The organism is Streptomyces griseoaurantiacus (genome assembly GCF_036189845.1).
Classification (GTDB): domain Bacteria; phylum Actinomycetota; class Actinomycetes; order Streptomycetales; family Streptomycetaceae; genus Streptomyces; species Streptomyces griseoaurantiacus.
The window spans coordinates 6,479,594-6,498,204 of record NZ_CP108326.1; the positions used below are offsets into that span (position 1 = coordinate 6,479,594).

An 18,611-nucleotide genomic window follows, 5' to 3' on the forward strand; every position below is an offset into this window, starting at 1 on the left:
CCGAAAAATGGGGACTGACAACCCAGAGTTTTCGCAAGATGCCCAATCGTTACCGAGTGGGGTCCTTGCCCCGTAGAGGCGCCGCCGACCCCCTGACGAGGGGGAACACGCCCGGCCGCGGCCGCCTGCGCCGGACCCGGCACCGGAAGAACGCCACGCGCTCGGGGGTGGGCCGTCCGACGTCTTGACGCCGCTTTCCGGCGCTCCCTACGGTGCGCAGCACGTTGATCGGGAGCCGGTCGACACACCCGTCCGCCCGGCGGGGCCCGCCGTGCCCCGCCCTCGCAGCAAAGGAATCCCGCCATGCGGATCGACGTCCCCCGGCAGCCGACAGCCCGGCTCTGCGACGCCTGGCGCCACTGCGTCGGCACGGGACGCTTCGACCTCGCGCTGCGCCGCGACTACCAGGACTCGCTCGCCCTCGTGCAGCGCGAGATCGGCTTCCGCCACATCCGCGGCCACGGCCTGCTCAGCGACGGCACGGGCATCCACCAGCCCTACGAGCACGCCGGCGAGCGGCGCGTGCGCCATGCCTTCACCTACGTCGACCAGATCGTCGACGCCTACCTGGACCTGGGCATCGAGCCCTTCCTCGAACTCGGCTTCATGCCCTCGCAGCTGGCCTCCGGCGAGGACACGGTGTTCTGGTGGAAGGGCAACATCACCCCACCCCGCGACGAGGCGGAGTGGGCGGACCTCGTCCGCGGCGTCCTGCGGCACCTCATCGACCGCTACGGTCTCGACCAGGTGCGCCGATGGCCCATCGAGGTGTGGAACGAACCCAACCTGGAGGGCTTCTGGTCCGCCGGCCAGGACGCCTACCACCGCCTCTACGAGGTGACCTCGACGGCGGTCAAGGAGGTCGACGCCGAACTCCAGGTCGGCGGCCCCTCACTCGCACCCGGCTACCAGGACGAATGGATCCGGCGGTTCGCCGACTTCGTCGAGACCCGCGACCTGCCGATCGACTTCGTCAGCCGGCACGCCTACTCCTCCGGCCCCGTCCAGCCCGTGCCGTTCGGCGCCCACCAGACACTCATGCCGGCCTCGGCACTGCTGGAGCAGTTCGGCGCCCCCAAGCGGCAGCTCGCGGGCTCGAGACTTGCCGAACTGCCCCTCCACATCACCGAGTTCAACTCCTCCTACCGCCCCGACAACCCCATCCACGACACCGCGTTCCATGCGGCGTACCTGGCGCCGGTCCTGGTGAACGGGGGAGACCTCGCCGACTCCTTCTCCTACTGGACGTTCAGCGACGTCTTCGAGGAGGTCGGCATACCCACCGCACCGTTCCACGGCGGCTTCGGGCTTCTGACACACCGTCAGATCAAGAAGCCCACCTACCACCTCTACACCTTCATGGCGGAGATGGGCGAGCAGATCCTCGCCCGCGGTGAGGACCACCTGGTGACGCGGCACGAGGACGGCCGCGTCACCGTCCTGGCCTGGGCCCCCGCCGACCCGACCGGCGGTGCCCCCGTGGAGGGCCACACCCTCCGTCTGACCCTGCCCGTCGGCACCCCCGAGGCCCGGGGCTCCGCCTACGTCCGGCGCCGCTCCGTGAGCGAGGACGCCGGCAACGCCCGGGCCGCCTGGATCGAGATGGGCCGCCCCCTCGCCCCCGACACCCGCCGCCTCGACGCCCTCCACGAGGCCGCCGAACCCGCCCGCTCCCACCACGCCGTCCCCGTCACCGCGGGCCGCGCCGAGATCGACCTCGTCCTGGCCCGCAACGAGGTGACCCTCCTGGAACTCACCCCGGTCGTCGACGAGACCCCAAAGTGGTGGAACGAGGAGCGGCTGTTCGGACTGGGGGAGGAGGGGACCGACGCGCCGGCGACGTGAGCGAGGCCGGCGGACCGGCCCTCGCGGCTCATCGCCCCGCGTCGCCGTCCGACCCGGGACCCGGCATCGGGCAGTACGCACTACGGCGAAGCACCGCAGGGAAAATATGCAAGATGATGCATGGCTCTGGCCCGACTCGGCCAGGACTCATGCACGCCCGGGCTCGTTGCGGCGGACGCCGAGCGGCTCAGCCAGGGCCCGCGGCGCTGACCGCTAACCCATGTCGGCGAGCCAGGCGGTCTCGCCCTGGTGGAACGCGTCGAGCTCGGCCGGCCGGTCGTCGCCCAGCAGGTCCTGGCTCACCGTCACGCCGCGGGTCGACTGGATCCAGGTGAGGAACCGGTAGGACGGCCGAAGCCCGGCGAGCTGGGCCGCGTCCACCGGGAGCGCCTCACCCGCGTGGACGGGGCGCAGTTCGTCGCGCTCCATCAGGACCTCGAAGCTCATCAGCCTCCACCGTCCTTCGTCCCGCACGGCACGTGAGAAGAACCGGCAGTAGGCGTGGAAGTCGACCTCCACTCCCTCCACCGTGGTCCGGTTGAAGATCTTCGCAGGGCTCTCGACGGTCGCCCGGTGGCCGTCGACCCGCGCGTAGGCGGGGAAGACCCAGTGCTTGCTGTTCCCGGTCCGCTCCATCCACTTCTTCGTCGCCTCGACGTAGGCCTCGCCGCCGCGTCCGTCGTACCACGTGGTCCGGACGTAGGCATCGTCGTGGAAGCAGTCACGCATCACGTCGAAGAGCCGCTGGTCGCGGGCGAAGCGTTCCCGCCTCACGAGGTCGAAGAGCTCCTCGCGGTCCAGGAGGACTGCCAGCCGCTCGCTGTGGTCGGGGTTCACGATGTCGTCCTCTCGTTCACTGCGGATAGCCGAGCACGGCCTTCACCTCGAGGTACTCCTCGAAGCCGAACCGCCCGAACTCTCGTCCGTTCCCGGACTGCTTGTAGCCGCCGAACGGCAGGCTGCGATCGAACGGAGCGCCGTTGAGGTAGACGCGGCCCGCACGGATGCGATTGGCGACCCTGCGGGCGCGGTCGGGGTCCTTCGACTGCACGAAGCCCGCCAGCCCGAACGGCGTGTCGTTCGCGATCTCGACGGCCTCGTCCTCGGTCTCGTAGAGCAGGATCGAGAGCACGGGGCCGAAGATCTCCTCGCGTGCGATCCGCATCTGCGGCGTGACGTCGCCGAACACGGTCGGGCGGACGTAGAACCCCTTGTCGCGCCCGTCGGGGCGCCCGGGGCCGCCGACCACGAGCGTCGCGCCCTCGTCGATCCCCGACTGCACGAGCGCGGTGATCTTCTCCAGCTGAGCCTGGCTCACCACGGGCCCCATCGTGGTCGACGGATCGAACGGGTCCCCGAGACGGACCTCCTCGACCGCCCGTCGCGCGGCGGCGTACGCCTCGTCGCGCTGCGAGCGGTGCACGAGCATCCGCGTGGGCGACTGACAGTTCTGGCCGCCGTTGGTGAAGCACGAGTGCACCCCGGCGACGACCGCGGATTCCAGGTCCGCGTCGGGCAGGATGATGTTGGCCGACTTGCCACCGAGCTCGAGCGCGACGCGCTTCACCGTGTCGGCCGCGAGCTTGGAGACCCTGATGCCGGCACCGGTCGAGCCGGTGAGCGAGACCATGTCGATGTCGGGGTGCGCCGCGATGGCCTCACCGACCGTGGGACCGTCACCGTTGACGAGGTTGAACACGCCGGGCGGCAGTCCGGCGTCGTGGATGACCTCGGCGAGCACCATGGCGCTGAGCGGCGCGATCTCGCTCGGCTTGAGCACCACGGTGCATCCCGTGGCGAGGGCCGGGGCCACCTTCGACGCGACCTGGTTCAGCGGCCAGTTCCACGGCGTGATGAGACCGCAGACGCCGATCGGCTCGCGCTGCACGATCCCGGCTCCCCTCTCCTCCTCGAAGCGGTAGTCCGCGAGCACGCGGGCCGCCTCCTCGAAGTGGAACAGCGCCACCGTGGCCTGGCGTTCGGTCGAGAACGTGATCGGCGACCCCATCTCGCGCGTCATCGTCCGGGCGATCTCGGGCAGCCGAGCCCGGAAGCCGGAGATGATCCGCTCGAGGTACTCCAGCCGTTGCTCCACGCCGACCTGCGAGTACGTGGCGAAGGCCGCGCGCGCCGCCGCCACCGCGCGGTCGACGTCCTCGGCCGTCCCGAGGCTGATCTCCGCGAACGTCTCCTCGGTCGCGGGGTCGAGGACGCCCAAGGTCCGCGGCGCGGCCGGATCGGCCCACGCACCCCCGATGTAGAACTGGTGCCTGGTGGACATGTCGCTCTCCAACCTCCTGACGAGCGTGGTCACGGTGTCGCCACGATGAGCGGGACGTCGAGGCGCGAGCGGAGCTCGTGGAACGAGATCCCCCACGTCTCCCGGACGAGGACCTCGTCCCCCCCGGTGATCTCGAACGTGGCGACGTCGGTATAGACCCGGTCCACGCACCGCAGCGCGGTGAGCGGATACGTGCACTCCCTGACGAGCTTCGGCTCGCCGGTCCTGGTGAACAGCGACATCAGCACGAAGACCTGCTTGGCGCCCACGGCGAGGTCCATCGCCCCGCCGACCGCCGGAATCGCGTCGGGCTCGCCGGTGTGCCAGTTGGCGAGATCCCCCGATGCCGAGACCTGGTAGGCGCCGAGGACACACAGGTCGAGGTGGCCGCCTCGCATCATGGCGAACGAGTCGGCGTGGTGGAAGTACGAGGCGCCGGGCAGCTCGGTCACCGGGAACTTGCCGGCGTTGATCAGGTCGGGATCGATCGCGTCGCCCGTCGCCGCCGGCCCCATGCCGAGCATGCCGTTCTCGGTGTGGAAGATGACCCCCGACTCCGGGGGGAGGTGGTCGCCGACGGTCGTGGGCTGACCTATGCCGAGGTTGACGTACGCCCCGCGGGGAATGTCGCCCGCGAGCACCCGGGCCATCTCGTCCCGTCCGAGCGGGCCGCGGTCGGTGTGCTCGACGATGCTCGGAGACACCACGCTCATGACGACACCTGCACGATCCGGTCGACGTAGATGCCCGGGGTGACCACGGCCTCAGGATCCAGCACTCCCGGCTCGACGACGTGCCGCACCTGCACGACGGTGGTCGTCGCGGCCGTCGCCATGACGGGAGCGAAGTTGCGTGCCGTCTTGCGGTAGACGAGGTTCCCGAGGGTGTCCGCGGTGTGGGCGCTGATGAGCGCGACGTCGGCGGCGATGGGCAGCTCCAGGACGTACGTCCGGCCGTCGATCTCGCGGGTGTCCTTCCCCTCCGCGAGGAGGGTCCCGACTCCGGTGCGGGTGTAGAACCCGCCGATCCCGGCTCCGGCGGCGCGCATGCGCTCGGCCAGGTTTCCCTGCGGCACGACCTCGAGCTCGATCTTTCCGCTGCGGTACAGCTCGTCGAAGACCCAGGAGTCCGTCTGCCGGGGGAACGAGCACATGATCTTGCGCACCCGCCCGGCCGCGAGCAGCGCCGCGAGCCCGGTGTCCGCGTTGCCCGCGTTGTTCGCCACGACGGTGAGGTCTCGCGCTCCCTGCCGGATCAACGCGTAGATCAGGTCGAACGGCATGCCGGCCGTGCCGAAGCCGCCGACCAGCACCGTCGAGCCGTCGGCGATGCCGCTGACCGCCTCGTCGGCAGAGGTGCAGAGCAGCGTCATGAGACGTTCTCCAGCACGACCGCCAAGCCTTGACCCACACCGATGCAGATGGCCGCCACGCCCCATCGTTCACCGGACTCCACGAGCCGCGCCGCGAGGGTCCCGAGAATGCGCCCGCCCGAGGCACCCAGCGGGTGCCCGATGGCGATCGCCCCGCCCTTGGCGTTGACGACCTCGGCGTCCCGCAGCCCGAGTTCGAGCCAGGCGTCGACACAGGCGATCGACTGGACGGCGAACGCCTCGTTCAGCTCGACGGCGCCGATGTCGTCCCAGGTGATGCCCGCCCGCTCGAGCGCGCCGTTGGCGGCCTCGACCGGGGCGTAGCCGAACTGCTGCGGCTCCAGCGCAGCCCAGCCGCGGCCGGCGATCCGCGCGACCGGGTCACGACCGATGGTCGCGGCCGCGCTCGCCGAGCCCAGCAGGACCGCGCTCGCGCCGTCGTTCAGCGGTGAGCAGTTGCCGGCGGTGATCGTCCCGTCGGGCCGGAACGCCGGCTTCAGCCCTGCCAGCTTCTCGAGCGAGGTGTCGGCACGGATGCTCTCGTCCTGGACCAGGTCGGCGCCGGGGACGGATACCACGAGGTCGTCGTAGAAGCCCTTCGCCCACGCCTCCGCCGCGAGGCGGTGCGAGCGAGCGCCGAACTCGTCCTGCCGCTCGCGCGAGATCGAGAACTTCTCCTGCAGCTGCTCGTTGCACTCGCCCAGTGAGGCCGTCCACTCGGCGGGCATCCGCTCGTTCACCAGACGCCAGCCCAGCGTCGTGGAGACGGCGGTGACATCGCCTGCCGGGAACCGACGCGACGGCTTCGGCAGGACCCACGGCGCCCGCGTCATCGACTCCACGCCTCCGGCGATCGCGATCTCCGCGTCGTCGACCTCGATCATGCGTGAGGCCATCATGGCGGCGTCCAGCGACGAGCCGCAGAGCCGGTTCACCGAGGTGGCGGGCACCGAGACGGGCATGCCCGCCAGCAGCACGGCCATCCGGCCGACGTTGCGATTGTCCTCGCCGGCGCCGTTGGCATTGCCCCAGAACACGTCGTCGACCAGGCCGGGATCAAGGCCTGGCGAGCGGTCGAGAAGTCCCTTCAACGCAGTCGCGGCCAGATCGTCGGTCCTCGTGTCGGCCAAGGCTCCGTTGAACCGGCCGAACGGGGTCCGGACCGACGCGTACACGAATGAGCTGCTCATCGGGTCGTCTCCACTTCCTGCCCCATCTCAGGAGGCGTCCTTCGCTTGCTTGCGGATGTCGTCGTAGGAGAAGTCGTTGATGGCGTCGAGAAGGTCGGTCGTGTAGATCTCCGTGGCCGGGAACGCCTTGCCCACGAGCCCGGCGGACGCCATGAACTCGACCATCCCGGTCGCCGCCTTCGGATCGATCCGGCCCCAGTCGTCGTCCTCGACCCCCTGGTCGGCCAGCCGGACCTGGAGGATCTTGGCCTGGGACGCCATCGCGTCCTTCTCCGGTCCGGTGCCCCGGGTCTCCGGGTGGAGCTTCCACAGGTCGCGGATCGCGGCCTCGGGGTTGGCCTGGGCGAATGCGAAGCCCTTCGCGATGGCGCGACCGAACCGCTCCAGGACGTCCTTCCTCTTGTCGATCGTCTTCCGCGTCGCCGCGAACCCCCCGCCCCAGATGCCGGCGGTCTGGGGCACCGGCAACGGGGTGAGCTCGATCCCGGAGTCCTCGACGATCGCGTACTGGGTGTCCCAGAGGGCCAGCGCATCGACCTGGCCGCTCTTGATGGCGTTGATCTGCTGGGCGCCGGCACCGATCGGCACCAGGGCGGCAGCGTTCTCGCTCATCCCGTTGAGCTCCAGCGCGGTCCGGGCGAACGTCCCGCCGGAGCTGGCCACCGCGGTCACCCCGATCTTCTTGCCCTTCAGGTCCGCGACGTTCCTCACATCCGAGCCCTTGGGCAGCTGCAGGCTGTAGATCCAGTGCGGGTAGTACGACGCGAAGTAGGCCAGGCCCAGGTTCTTGGCGTGACCGATCGCGACCGGCTCACCGGTCATCAGTCCGACGTCGGCGCCGCCGGCGGCCAGCTGCTGCGCCGTCTGCGTGCCGGAGGGGAACAGCTCGACCTTGACGTCGAGCCCCTCGTCCTTGAAGTAGCCCTCGGCCTCGGGGACCACCAAGGTGGTGTAGCCGGCGTTCCAGCTGGGCGCGCTCAGGGCGAAGGTGACGGTGTCGAGGTCGTCGCCGCCCGCCGAGCCGCCCCCCTCCGAACCGCATGCGCTCAGCGTGGCCACCACGAGGATGCCTGCGAACAGGCCGGTCAAGCTCTTGAGTCGTCTCGTCATCCTCAGTCATTCCCCATCCGAGCTCGTGATCGCGTCGGAAGTCGTCGTGTCGTGCCAGTGCGGGAGGACGTGCCGCCCGACGAGGTCGAGCGTGTGGCGGGCGACCTCCGGCGGCGTGCCGAACGGGGCGACCCGCAGTTGGACGGACGTGACCCCCGCCCGGACGTACCGGGCGATCGTCGCGTCGATCTCGTCGGGCGTGCCCACCATGGGGAGCTCGAGCTCGGCAGGGCCGTCCGCACCCAGCCATGAGCCCCGCTCGGTGTAGTAGTCGGTCGCGGCCTTGAGGTGGCGCGCGGCGAGCTCGCGGGCAGTGGCGGCATCCTCGTGGACGACGCAGAACCTGGTGGTGGCGACCGCTCCCCCCGTCCCGCCCGGCCGTCCGCCGCGACACGACCAGTAGGCGGCCGACTGCTTGATCAACAGGTCGTCGCAGTAGTTCGTCGCGCCGTAGAATCCGTCGGCGAGCGTCGCGGCACGACGGGCCGAGGCGCCCACCTTGCCGCCCACCAGGATCCGGGGCCCGCCGCGCCGCACCGGGGGTGGGATCGCCACCGGCGAATCGGTGCTCGCGTCGGCGGACCAGGCGTCGCGCAGCAGCTTCAGCGTGGCGTCGAAGGCCGCGCCGGCCGGACCTGACGCGGGCAGCCCGACTCGTTGGGCGACCTCCGGGCTGCCGAGCCCGAGGCCGAGGGTGAGCTTCCCGCCGCACAGCTGGTCGAGCAGCGCGGCCTCGTAGGCCAGCTTCTCCGGACTGTACGCGCGCAGGAGCAGCACCGCTGATCCCAGCGCCAGGGACGTCCGTCCGGCCAGATGTCCCAGGACCATCAGGGCGGACGGGAGGTGGAACGGCTGAGAGGCCGTGTGATAGCTCTCCCCCACCCACGCGGAGTCGAAGCCGTGCTGCTCCGCGCGGGCGAGCATCGTGACCGTGCGATCCACCTGTGGGCGGACCGGCTCATGGGAGCTCAGGTCGAGCGCGATCCCCAGTCGCATGTCAGCCGGCGCTCTCTGCTTGCTTGTTGACGTCGTCGTAGGAGAAGTCGTTGAACGCCTTGAACATCGCGTCGGTGTAGACGTCCTTCGCCGGGAACTTCTTGATCAGTCCGGCCGAGGCCATGAAGTCGAGCGAACGGGTGAACGCAGTCTCGTCGATCCGGCCCAGGGTCTTGTCGTCGAAGCCCTGTCCGTCCAGGCGGACCTGGAGCACCTTGACCCCGTCAGCCAGCGCCTTCGCCTCCGGGTCGGACCCGCGGGTCTCCGGGTGAAGCTTCCACAGGTCGCGGATCGCGGCCTCGGGGTTGGCCTTGGCGAAGACGAACGCCTTCGCCACCGCACGACCGAACCGTTCGAGGACGTCCTTCTTGGCCTTGAGGTTCTTCCGGGTCGTCGCGAAGCCGCCGCCCCACGCGTCCGCCGTCTCCTTGACCGGAAGCGGCGTCAGGGTGACGCCGGCGTTCTTGACGATCTGGTACTGGATGTCCCAGAGCGCCAACGCATCGACCTGGCCGCTCTTGATGGCGTTGATCTGCTGGGCGCCGGCACCGATCGGCACCAGGCTGGCAGCGTTCTCGCTCATCCCGTTGAGCTCCAGCGCGGTCCGGGCGAACGTCGCGCCGGAGCTCGCGACCGCAGAGACGCCGATCTTCTTGCCCTTCAGGTCGGCGATGCTCTTCACATCCGAACCGTCCGGCACCTGCAAGCTGTAGATCCACTTCGCCCAGTACGAGCTGAAGTAGGCCAGGTCCAGGTCCTTGTCGTGCCCGATGGCCACGGGCTCGACCGTCATCAGGCCGAGGTCGGCCCCGCCGCCGGCGACCTGCTGCGCTGCCTGGGTGGCCGACGGGAACAGGTTGGTCGTGACCTTCAGACCCTCCTGCTTGTAGAAGCCCTCGGCCTCCACGACGGCCATGACCGCGTAGCCGGCGTTCCAGCTCGGGGACGCCATCGCGAACGTCACCGGCGTCAGCCCGCCGGACTTGGCCGACTTGTCGGATCCGCTGGCGGAACCGCTGTCGGAACCGCACGCACTCAGCGTCGCGGCCGCGCACAGGATGGCGACCGCACCACTGACGACCTTCATCGCTCGTCTGGTCTTCACGATGGAACCTTCTTCTTACTGGTTGGGGAGTGGATAGGTGTCTTCGTTGAGCACCCGGCCCGGCGTCAGGGAGAAGTCCAGACGCGGCGGACAGAAGATGTCGATCAGCTGGTTGGTCCCCGCACCAACAGCCTCGCTGGTGTGGATCATGGGCGGAGGGATCACGGCCACCGAAGGACTGCCGCACCGCAGGTGCTGGTCCTCGCGCCACTCGCTGCGACGCTTGGACCACGGGGTCCGCAGGTGGTGGACGTACTCCCCCTCCACGGCGAGCGAGCACTGCTCGAAGTCGTCGTGGTCGTGCGGCGAGAGGGTGTTCGGATCACGCGGACCGATCCTGGGCGCCAGGAAGTTGACCATGAAGGTGCTGCACCGCACGATCTGGCCCGGGCGGATGGCGTCCTGCGTCACCTCCAGGTCGGCCAGTCGGTAGGGCCGGACGCGATAACCCTCCGGCGGGGCCGGCCACGGCTCGAACGGCTTGGTGTTCGGGTGCGGCTCCGCGTACGCATCCCGGTTGCGCGCCTTGTCCAGCAGGTCGGTGGACCGAGAGCTGAACAGCCGCACGACGGTGCAGTCGTCGACGCCGACGATCGCACTGCTGCCCGGCGGGACCATCACCACCGCCTTACCCGAGACCGACACGGCCTCCCGCGACGCACGGACCTCGACGCTGGATTCCTCGTAGGGGAGGATCACGACGTACTCGTCCGGCTGATCATCTCGCTCGAGCACGTCGCCGGCGACCAGCGTCGTGTGGGCGAGCACGAAGTTGTGTCCGCGGAAGTACCACGTCGACGACCCGCCAGGGGTCGTCTCGTCGGGATCGCCCGTACCGAGGTCGGAGAACTCCACGTCGGGCGGGGTGGCCAGGGTGGTCATCGTCTGTCCTTTCGGGTCAGCAGCAAGATGCCGGTTCAGTCGTCCAGGCCGAGCAGGAAGGCCGGGTTGTCGCAGAAGATCTGCCGCAGCGACCTCTCGTCCAGGCCGAGGTCCAACAGCGCGGTCGCGACGCGGATGTAGGAGTCCACCGGCAGCGGCCGATCCTTCTGACCGAGGTCGGAGGCGATCACGGTGTGCTCCGGGCCGATCCTCTCGATCCAGTCCAGGAGGATCTTCGGGTCCCACTTCTTGGTCCCCTCGGGGTCGTAGAAGCCGGTCTCGTGCTCGATGAACGCTCCGTAGCCGACGAGCTCACGGCACTTCGCCTCGTCCGCACCGATGACGTAGTCGGGATGGTTGAGTAGCATCCGGGTGACACCCTTGTCCTTGGCCGCGGCAAACAGCTGGGTGATCGACTCGGTCTCCATGTGGCCGCCGGTCACCATCGCGCCGCTCTCCTTCACCAGGTCGAGCACCTCGTGGACCTGAGGGATGAGCTCACCGTCCTCCTGGTGGATGTCGACCCGGGACGACGGCACCTCGACGCTCGCCGTGGGGAAGCCGACACCCTCCGGATGGCAGTCGATGTGCCGGCCGGCCGAGAACGTCGGAAACCACACGGCCCTGCCCCCCATGCGCAGTGACATGGCCACCGCCTGCGGGTTGATGCCGCCGACCATGCTGTTCAGGGTGATGCCGCCGAAGACCGGGGTGCTGATCTTCGCCAGCCGGTCGCTCATCGCGAGCAGGTCCATGACGGTGTTGTGGTGGTGGGACTTCACCAGCACGCCCCGCATACCGAGCCGCTCGCCGTCCTTGCCGGCCTCGGCATGGTCGATGCGTCGAGGGAACGGGTTCGGGCCGGAATGGCAGTGCAGGTCTACGCAGCCGTTCAGCAGCTTGATGATGGCGGGTGAGTCAGTCATGAAGTCTCCATGCGTCGGCAGCGTTCGCATCACAGACTGAGAGTTCGCTATCCGGTCTGTCAATAGGGGTGCAATTGGAAAACACTTCCGCGAATCCCTGAGAAAACCTTGCAGCGAGACGTAGGTCACGCTTAATCTCTGTTCGCACTGCGAACTGTGCGCACTCTTTGTGGACACTCAACGAAACGGGGTGAGGGCCGATGGCGGAGCGCCAGGTCAACAAGCCGGTGGCTGCTCGGGAGCAGGACATCCAGGCGGTGAGCCGGACCGCACAGATCCTCGGACTGTTCGATCCGGTGACTCCGGAGCTCTCCGTCGCGGAGACCACCCGCCGGCTCGATCTGAACCGGACCACGGTGCACCGCTACTTCAGCTCGATGATCAGCTCCGGCCTGCTCGAGCGCGTGGAGGACTCCGCACTCGTCCGTCCCGGACGGTCGATCCTGCAGCTCGGCAGCTTCATGCTGGGACAGCAGCGCATCATGCAGATGGCGCCGGCCTACATGCGCGAGCTCTCGCTCGAGATCAAGATCAGCACCGTGCTGTCGCTGTGGGGCACCTCCGGCCCGGTGGTCTCGCTGGTGGAGGAGTCCGACCATCCCACCCTGGTGACGGTGCGCGTGGGCTCGCAGCTCGCCCTGGACTCCTCGCAGGCCAAGGTCTTCCTGGCCTTCCTCCCCGACCAGTTCCACGCCGACCGGCTCACCGGCAGCCTCCCCGAGCCCCAGCGCACCGAGACGCGCCGTCGTATCGAGGCGATCCGACAGGCCGGCATGAGCATCCACGTCAACCACCGCGGCATCTGCGTCGTCGCGGCGCCGGTGTTCGCGGCGACCGGGATCTGCGCCACGATCGCGGCCGTCGGCACCGAGCGGATGCTGCCGGAGGCGCTGGACTCCCGAGAGGCCACGGCGTTGAAGGCCGCCTGCAAGCGACTGACCAAGGAGATGGGCGGCACGTGGCCGGAGGCGACCGACTGATTGCCGCCGGCACGACAACCGAGGCGCGGGCAGCCTGCGCTCGAATCAGGTGAGGAATGACAGACATGCCGACCAGCACCGACACCGACTGCGTGATCCGCTTGGACTCGCTGTCCATGCTCTACTCGACGAAGTCCGGCGGGACCGTCCAGGCTCTCGACGACGTCTCCCTCAGCGTCCGAGCCGGTGAGTTCATCTCCATCGTGGGCCCCAGCGGCTGCGGCAAGAGCACGATGCTGCGGATCATCATGGGCCTGTCCCGACAGACCTCCGGACAGGTCACCTTCGGGCCGTCGGAGGACACCCACCGCAACCAGCTCGGGATGGTCTTCCAGCAGCCGCTGCTGCTGCCATGGCGCACCGTGCGGAAGAACCTGCTGACGTCGCCGGACCTTCACCACGCCCGGGACGCCGCGACCCACGCGAAGGCCGCCGAGCTGCTGGTGATGCTCGGCCTGGAGGAGTTCGGCGACCGGTACCCCAACGAGCTGTCCGGCGGGATGCAGCAGCGGGTCGGGATCGGCCGCGCCCTGATGCACGACCCGCGCATCCTGCTCATGGACGAGCCGTTCGGCGCCCTCGACGCGATGACCCGCGACCAGATGGGACTGGACCTGCTGAAGATCTGGGACCAGGACCGCAAGACCGTGCTGTTCGTGACGCACAGCATCCCCGAGGCGGTGCTCCTCGCCGACCGCGTCGTGGTCATGACACCGCGGCCCGGCCGGTTGGCGGACGTCGTCGAGGTCGCGCTCCCTCGACCGCGGCGGCTCGAGAACATCAACACGCCCGAGTTCGGCGAGATCGTCCTGAAGATCCGCAAGCTGCTCGACTCCGAGCACAGCGCCCACTAGGAGACCTGATGTCCACCAACACCAAGCGCCACGCAGCCGGCCGAGAGGCACCCAACGTCCCGGACGGCGAGACCGTGCCGGCGGAGGCGCCCACGAACTCGGACACCCCGGTCCGACGCCGCCGAGTACCGGAGATCACCTACAGCGTGCTGGTGTTCATCGGGCTGTTGGTGGTCTGGCAGGTCGTCGTGAAGATGTTCGACGTCTCCAACATCCTCGTCCCCGCGCCCACGGCCGTCGCAAGCTCCCTGGTCGACGGCTTCCAGGACGGCAGCCTGGTCACCCACTCGATCGTCACCCTGAAGGAGATCCTGCTCGGGTTCGGCATAGCGGTCGGCTCGGCACTGGTCTCCGCGGTGCTCATCACCCAGTTCCGGATGGTGGAGCGCGTGCTCTTCCCGCTGCTCATCCTGACCCAGACCATCCCGAAGGTCGCCCTGGCGCCTCTGCTGATCATCTGGTTCGGCATCGGGATCAGCTCGAAGGTGCTGACCGTGGCCCTGATCGCGTTCTTCCCCCTCCTCATCAACGCCATCCTGGGATTCCGGTCCGCCGCCTACGAGCAGGTCGAGATGCTCCGGTCCTTCGGCGCGTCCCGCATGCAGGTCATGCGGCACCTGCAGATCCCGTCGGCGCTTCCGCACATCTTCGCGGGACTGGAGGTCGCCGTCATCCTGTCCGTGACCGGCGCCGTGGTCGCGGAGTTCGTGGGCAGCTCCGAAGGCCTGGGCTATCTGATCCAGGCGAGCAACTTCACCCTGGACGTGGCCAGGACCTTCGCGGTGATCGTCGTGCTGTCGGCCATCGGCATCGCACTGCACGCGGTCGTCGTGCAGCTCGGCAAGTGGCTGGTCTTCTGGACCGCCACCCCCACCGACACCGCCGGCGAGGTCTGAGCCATGACACGGTTGCGCGACGGGATCAACGGCGGCACGCTCGGGACCTGGATCAAGCTCTCCAGCCCCGAGAGTGTCGAGATCATGGCCCACGCGGGCTTCGACTTCGTGGTCATCGACCTCGAGCACACAACACTGGACCTGGGCGCCGCCTCGACCCACATCGCGATGGCCCGCGCCCTCGGGGTGGACCCGCTCGTCAGGGTGCCCGACCACGGCCTCAGCGTGATCCAGCGGGTCCTGGACGCCGGCGCGGCCGGTGTGGTCGTGCCGCACGTCGACACGGTTCAGCAGGCCCGGGCGGTCGTGCGGGCCACCTGCTTCCCGCCGCGCGGCGACCGCGGGTCCGGCGGCACCAGCCGAGCGGGTCGCTGGGGGCAGCTGCCACGGGCGGACTACCTCGAGTACGGCAACGAGCAGGCCTTGTGCGTCGTCCAGCTCGAGAGCGAGGTGGCGATCAGGAACACGAGGGAGATCCTGGCCCTCGACGGCATCGGTGCCGCGTTCGTCGGGACGGCCGACCTCTCGATGTCGATGGGCGTCGCGGCGGGAAGCGACGAGGTGGACCGGCTCGTCGCGTCCGCGCTGGCGGCTGCCGCCGCGGCAGGTGTTCCCATCGGCACCGCGTCCGCCACGAGCGACCAGGCCCGGGCCGCGCTGGCCCGGGGCTACGACTACGTGGTGGTCAGCAACGACACCTCGATCCTCGCCGGCGGAGGCCGGGCAATCGTGAACGCACTCAAAGAGCCCGTCGCCGAGCGAGTCGCCCGGTGAGCGCGCCACGTGTCGCCATCGTGACGGGCTCGAGCTCCGGGATCGGAGAAGGGATCGCCCGCGCGCTCGCGGCCGACGGCTTCACCGTCGTGGTGAACTCGGCCGCCTCCGTCGACGCCGGTGAGCGGCTCGCGGCCCAGCTCCCGGGGGCGAGCTACGTCCAGGCCGACATCGCCGATCCCTCCGACGCCGTGCGCCTGGTGGAGACGGCCGTGGAGCGGCACGGTCGGCTCGACCTGCTGGTGAACAACGCCGGGGTGTCGCGACCCGTCCCCCACGCCGACCTGGATGCGATCACCGCTGACGACTGGCACCGGATCCTCGGCGTCAACGTCGTCGGGACGTGGCAGGTCTCCGTCGCCGCCGTGAAGGTCATGGAGCCCGGCGGCCAGATCATCAACATCACCTCGGTGGGCGGCTCGCGCCCCCTCGGCAGCTCGATCCCCTACTCCGTCAGCAAGGCCGCGCTCGACCACCTGACGAGGTTGCTCGCCAAGGCCGTGGGTCCGGACGTCCGGGTGAACGCGATCGCCCCGGGACCGCTCGAAACCCGAATGACCTCGGACAGCCTCTCCGCGCGGGCGGCGCGCACCGCCGCAATGACACCGCTGGGCCGGCTCGGGCAACCGTCCGACGTCGCAGCGATGGTCCTGGCGCTCACCAAGGCCCCCTTCGTCACCGGTGAGGTGATCCACGTCGACGGCGGCATCAACCTCGTCACCCACTTCGACGCGCCTCGCAACGACGACGCGTGATCCGTCATCCAGGGCCTGGGCAAGCTCCGCCACGTCGTCGAGCAGGCCTTCGCTCTCCTCCACCGGTTCAAGCGCGGGGCTTTCGGCCGGATCGACAGCAGTAGTTGACGGAAGGCCGACCTCGAAGGCCGGTCCGTGAGCTGAGGGAGTTCTTGAGGGGGGATCGCCTGACAGCCCTGGTGAACCTACGACGAACAGGCTCCACCCCTGTCCGACTCAAGGGCCGCCGCCCGAAGAGGCGGCGGCCCCCGATGTCGCGAGGCTCAGCCAGTGGCCCAATGGCGCGGGGCTATCCCGTATACGCCTCCACCTCCGACAGTTGGGCGGCCGGCCACCCCGTGTTGGCGGTGATCAGCACGCGGAGGTAGCGGGTGGCGGTGCCCGGCAACGGGACCGTCACGGTGTTTCCGCTCGACGGGGCGAAGGTGTACTGCGCCGACGGTTTCAGCGTGGTGTACGTGTCGTTGTCGGTGCTGCCCAGGACGCTGAGCATCTGGGTGCGGGTGGCCCACGCGGAGGACGGGGGCAGTTCGAGGACGACCCGCTTGATCTCCTTGGCGGCGCCGAGGTCGACGGTCACGGATTGCGGGAAGCTGTTGTTCGCGCTCTCCCAGTACGTGTTGGCGTCACCGTCCACCGCCTTGGACGCGCCGTACACGTCCGTGTGGCTGGACTCGCTGACCGGGCGACCCTTGGCGAGGTTCACCGTGGGGTCGGACGGGGGGTCGGTCGGGGGATCGGTCGGCGGGTCGTCGGGCGGGGTGCCGTCGCCCGGAACGCCGCCGTTGGTCCACTTCGGCGCGGGCCAGGTGCCCGTGCAGACCGGTGGGTCGGCGTACCAGCCGCTGTTGCCGCTGCCCCGCGTGATCTGGAACCCGGAGCCTATGCAGTTGTGGATCGGGTTGGACTGACCCAGGTGGGTGGCGGTGACGTTGCTGAAGGACGCCGTGCCCGGTGCCTGGATCTGCAGGGCGTAGGTGCCGGCGCCGTCGATCCGGACGTGGTCGAAGTGCAGCCCCCGGGTGGCGCCCTCTATGTTCATGATCGCGGCGTAGGAGCTGTCGAGTATCTCGCTGTCCGTGACGTTGATCGTGGCGTCGAGGGCTTCGTTGAGCCCGCTGAACCAGACCGCCCCCACCCCGAACTGCCAGTTGTAGTCGCTGTTCCCGGTGCGGATCAGGGTGTTGCGGGCGGCCGTGGTGGTGCCGGACACGGCGGTCCCCTGGCCGGAGTTGACGCCGGGGTACCGGTTGGCGACGTGCAGGCCGCCGCCGTTGGTGACGGTGTCCGACATGACGTTGTCGGAGAGGGTGATGTCCTTGCCGCCGTACGTCACGATGTTGTTGGCCAGGATCGGCAGGATCACCGTGTTGAAGGTGAACTTGTTCTTCACGTTCGGGATGTTCTCCGCCCACATCGCCAGACCGTCGTCCCCGGTGTTCCGGACGAAGGTGTTGGTGACGGTGGAGTCGGTGACGCCCATGTGGAAGTTGACGCCGTCCGCGGTCTGATCCAGGATGCGGCTGTTCTTCAGGGTGAAGTTGTCCATGGGCCCGTCCATCCAGGCGCCGCACTTGGTGTGCTGCAACCACACGTTGTCCACGGTGGAGTCGGACATCGCGCCGCCGATGGCGTTGACCTGGTCGTTGTCCTCGCGTTCGCGGATGTCACCGATGATCGCGAAGTTCTTCAGCACCACGTTCCTGCTGCCGCCCTGGGCCGCGTACTTGCCGTACACGCCGACGGCCTTGGAGCGGTCCGAGGGGTCGCGGCCGGTCAGGACGCTGTACCAGGGTCCCGCTCCCGTCACCGTCACCCGGTCGACGACGATGTGGTCCCGCACGGTGAACGTGCCCTGCGGGATGTAGACCGTCCTGCCCTGTGCCTTGCCCGCGTCGACGGCCGCCTGGATCTTGGCCGTCGAGTCCGTGGCTCCGGTCGGGTCGGCGCCGAAGTCGGTGACGACGTCCAGCGCGCCGGACGGCTTCTCGATCTTGGCGGCCACCTGCTCGAAGTCCGCGAGGTCGACGGTGAACGACGGTGAGGCACTGGTGGACGACACCTGGAGGCGCACCTTGCTGCCGGCGGGCAGCGTGGAGCCGAACATGGTGCGGGCCTCGTCGTAGAAGTGGTGCGGGTTGGTGTCGCCGGGGTTGTTGTTGAAGGGGTAACCCCCGTAGTACCAGCCGTACTTGGAGGTCACGGGCACGCTCTTGAGGCGGCTGCCGTTCACCAGCACGTCGAGGTCGGCGTCACGGCCGGTGCCGGCGGAGTTGTCCGGGAGGGAGTAGCGGAACGTCATGGCGTTCGCCGGTGCGGTGAGCGTGAACTCGACGTACTCGCCCGTCGCGTCCAGGGTGACCGCCTGACGACCGGAGGCCTCCGACGGGAGGTGCCCGTACAGGCGGTCCGGTCCGATCAGGGTGCCGTTGGTGGCCGCGTACTCGGCCTCCTGCTCCGTGAACGGGACGGTGGCGCCGCGGCCGGAGATGCCCACGGGGGAGGGGGCGGGCACGCCTGCGGCGAAGGCGTCGGGGGCGGACACCGCGACGGCGACGAGGGCACCCGCCGCGGCGACGATCAGGGAGAGGGACGCCGACAGGCCGCGGCGCAACGGTCTTCTTGGGGGGAGGGGAGTCACAGGC

The 18,611-nt window shown here is 69.2% G+C and carries 17 protein-coding genes; 6 read left to right on the top strand and 11 right to left on the bottom strand.

All coding sequences use genetic code 11. The features are described from left to right. Window positions 1-303: 303 nt before the first annotated feature. Window positions 304-1,845, top strand: coding sequence for a GH39 family glycosyl hydrolase (locus tag OHB09_RS28605; protein ID WP_234527041.1), 1,542 nt, complete (start codon window positions 304-306; stop codon window positions 1,843-1,845). A gap of 213 nt (window positions 1,846-2,058) precedes the next feature. Here OHB09_RS28605 and OHB09_RS28610 read toward each other — a convergent pair whose 3' ends face one another. From OHB09_RS28610 to OHB09_RS28655, 10 genes are read right to left on the bottom strand one after another with little or no spacing between them, the layout of a single operon-like run. Further along, complete coding sequence (locus OHB09_RS28610; protein ID WP_328922761.1) at window positions 2,059-2,682, bottom strand: nuclear transport factor 2 family protein; 624 nt, start codon at window positions 2,680-2,682, stop codon at window positions 2,059-2,061. Between the two features lie 16 nt (window positions 2,683-2,698). After that, a complete protein-coding gene (locus OHB09_RS28615; RefSeq protein WP_319118618.1) occupies window positions 2,699-4,126 on the bottom strand; it encodes an aldehyde dehydrogenase family protein in 1,428 nt (475 codons plus the stop codon). Between the two features lie 29 nt (window positions 4,127-4,155). Beyond that, window positions 4,156-4,839, bottom strand: a complete 684-nt coding sequence (locus OHB09_RS28620; RefSeq protein WP_191851723.1) for a 3-oxoacid CoA-transferase subunit B — start codon at window positions 4,837-4,839, stop codon at window positions 4,156-4,158. After that, complete coding sequence (locus OHB09_RS28625) at window positions 4,836-5,498, bottom strand: 3-oxoacid CoA-transferase subunit A (RefSeq protein WP_328922762.1); 663 nt, start codon at window positions 5,496-5,498, stop codon at window positions 4,836-4,838. Before OHB09_RS28625 ends, OHB09_RS28620 begins: the two co-directional genes overlap by 4 nt. After that, a complete protein-coding gene (locus tag OHB09_RS28630; RefSeq protein WP_191851721.1) occupies window positions 5,495-6,688 on the bottom strand; it encodes a thiolase family protein in 1,194 nt (397 codons plus the stop codon). The genes OHB09_RS28625 and OHB09_RS28630 overlap by 4 nt, the downstream gene beginning before the upstream one ends. A gap of 27 nt (window positions 6,689-6,715) precedes the next feature. Continuing rightward, the gene (locus OHB09_RS28635; protein ID WP_234527033.1) at window positions 6,716-7,798 is read right to left on the bottom strand and encodes an ABC transporter substrate-binding protein; all 1,083 of its coding nucleotides are present in this window, start codon (window positions 7,796-7,798) and stop codon (window positions 6,716-6,718) included. A gap of 6 nt (window positions 7,799-7,804) precedes the next feature. Beyond that, entirely contained in the window at window positions 7,805-8,794 is a 990-nt protein-coding gene (locus tag OHB09_RS28640) for an LLM class flavin-dependent oxidoreductase (protein WP_191890669.1), read from the bottom strand. 1 nt (window position 8,795) lies between these two features. Next, a complete protein-coding gene (locus tag OHB09_RS28645) occupies window positions 8,796-9,899 on the bottom strand; it encodes an ABC transporter substrate-binding protein (protein WP_234527029.1) in 1,104 nt (367 codons plus the stop codon). A 15-nt stretch (window positions 9,900-9,914) separates the two neighbouring features. Further along, on the bottom strand, window positions 9,915-10,781 hold the full coding sequence (locus tag OHB09_RS28650; protein ID WP_328922763.1) for a cupin domain-containing protein: 867 nt from the start codon (window positions 10,779-10,781) through the stop codon (window positions 9,915-9,917). Window positions 10,782-10,816: 35 nt separating this feature from the next. Beyond that, window positions 10,817-11,707, bottom strand: a complete 891-nt coding sequence (locus OHB09_RS28655; protein ID WP_191851718.1) for a DUF6282 family protein — start codon at window positions 11,705-11,707, stop codon at window positions 10,817-10,819. A 200-nt stretch (window positions 11,708-11,907) separates the two neighbouring features. On the opposite strand from OHB09_RS28655, the gene OHB09_RS28660 reads away from it, so the two are divergent. The 5 genes from OHB09_RS28660 (at window position 11,908) to OHB09_RS28680 (ending at window position 15,966) form a co-directional block, all read left to right on the top strand. Further along, window positions 11,908-12,687 (top strand): IclR family transcriptional regulator, encoded by a 780-nt coding sequence (locus OHB09_RS28660; RefSeq protein WP_191851717.1) that lies wholly within the window; start codon window positions 11,908-11,910, stop codon window positions 12,685-12,687. A gap of 65 nt (window positions 12,688-12,752) precedes the next feature. Further along, window positions 12,753-13,541, top strand: coding sequence for an ABC transporter ATP-binding protein (locus OHB09_RS28665; protein ID WP_191851716.1), 789 nt, complete (start codon window positions 12,753-12,755; stop codon window positions 13,539-13,541). 8 nt (window positions 13,542-13,549) lie between these two features. Continuing rightward, the gene (locus OHB09_RS28670) at window positions 13,550-14,437 is read left to right on the top strand and encodes an ABC transporter permease (protein WP_191851715.1); all 888 of its coding nucleotides are present in this window, start codon (window positions 13,550-13,552) and stop codon (window positions 14,435-14,437) included. 3 nt (window positions 14,438-14,440) lie between these two features. After that, complete coding sequence (locus OHB09_RS28675) at window positions 14,441-15,211, top strand: HpcH/HpaI aldolase family protein (protein ID WP_191851714.1); 771 nt, start codon at window positions 14,441-14,443, stop codon at window positions 15,209-15,211. Next, the gene (locus OHB09_RS28680; protein ID WP_328922764.1) at window positions 15,208-15,966 is read left to right on the top strand and encodes an SDR family NAD(P)-dependent oxidoreductase; all 759 of its coding nucleotides are present in this window, start codon (window positions 15,208-15,210) and stop codon (window positions 15,964-15,966) included. Before OHB09_RS28675 ends, OHB09_RS28680 begins: the two co-directional genes overlap by 4 nt. Before the next feature lie 289 nt (window positions 15,967-16,255). On the opposite strand, the gene OHB09_RS28685 is transcribed toward OHB09_RS28680, so the two are convergent. Beyond that, the gene (locus OHB09_RS28685) at window positions 16,256-18,607 is read right to left on the bottom strand and encodes a discoidin domain-containing protein (RefSeq protein ID WP_455363905.1); all 2,352 of its coding nucleotides are present in this window, start codon (window positions 18,605-18,607) and stop codon (window positions 16,256-16,258) included. Between the last annotated feature and the right edge of the window lie 4 nt (window positions 18,608-18,611).

Coding starts and splice junctions, on each gene's coding strand:
- OHB09_RS28620 (WP_191851723.1), bottom strand. CDS start 4,839: ATGAGCGTGGTGTCTCCGAGCATCGTCGAGCACACCGACCGCGGCCCG.
- OHB09_RS28635 (WP_234527033.1), bottom strand. CDS start 7,798: ATGACGAGACGACTCAAGAGCTTGACCGGCCTGTTCGCAGGCATCCTC.
- OHB09_RS28615 (WP_319118618.1), bottom strand. CDS start 4,126: ATGTCCACCAGGCACCAGTTCTACATCGGGGGTGCGTGGGCCGATCCG.
- OHB09_RS28660 (WP_191851717.1), top strand. CDS start 11,908: ATGGCGGAGCGCCAGGTCAACAAGCCGGTGGCTGCTCGGGAGCAGGAC.
- OHB09_RS28665 (WP_191851716.1), top strand. CDS start 12,753: ATGCCGACCAGCACCGACACCGACTGCGTGATCCGCTTGGACTCGCTG.
- OHB09_RS28640 (WP_191890669.1), bottom strand. CDS start 8,794: ATGCGACTGGGGATCGCGCTCGACCTGAGCTCCCATGAGCCGGTCCGC.
- OHB09_RS28675 (WP_191851714.1), top strand. CDS start 14,441: ATGACACGGTTGCGCGACGGGATCAACGGCGGCACGCTCGGGACCTGG.
- OHB09_RS28625 (WP_328922762.1), bottom strand. CDS start 5,498: ATGACGCTGCTCTGCACCTCTGCCGACGAGGCGGTCAGCGGCATCGCC.
- OHB09_RS28630 (WP_191851721.1), bottom strand. CDS start 6,688: ATGAGCAGCTCATTCGTGTACGCGTCGGTCCGGACCCCGTTCGGCCGG.
- OHB09_RS28650 (WP_328922763.1), bottom strand. CDS start 10,781: ATGACCACCCTGGCCACCCCGCCCGACGTGGAGTTCTCCGACCTCGGT.
- OHB09_RS28605 (WP_234527041.1), top strand. CDS start 304: ATGCGGATCGACGTCCCCCGGCAGCCGACAGCCCGGCTCTGCGACGCC.
- OHB09_RS28655 (WP_191851718.1), bottom strand. CDS start 11,707: ATGACTGACTCACCCGCCATCATCAAGCTGCTGAACGGCTGCGTAGAC.
- OHB09_RS28670 (WP_191851715.1), top strand. CDS start 13,550: ATGTCCACCAACACCAAGCGCCACGCAGCCGGCCGAGAGGCACCCAAC.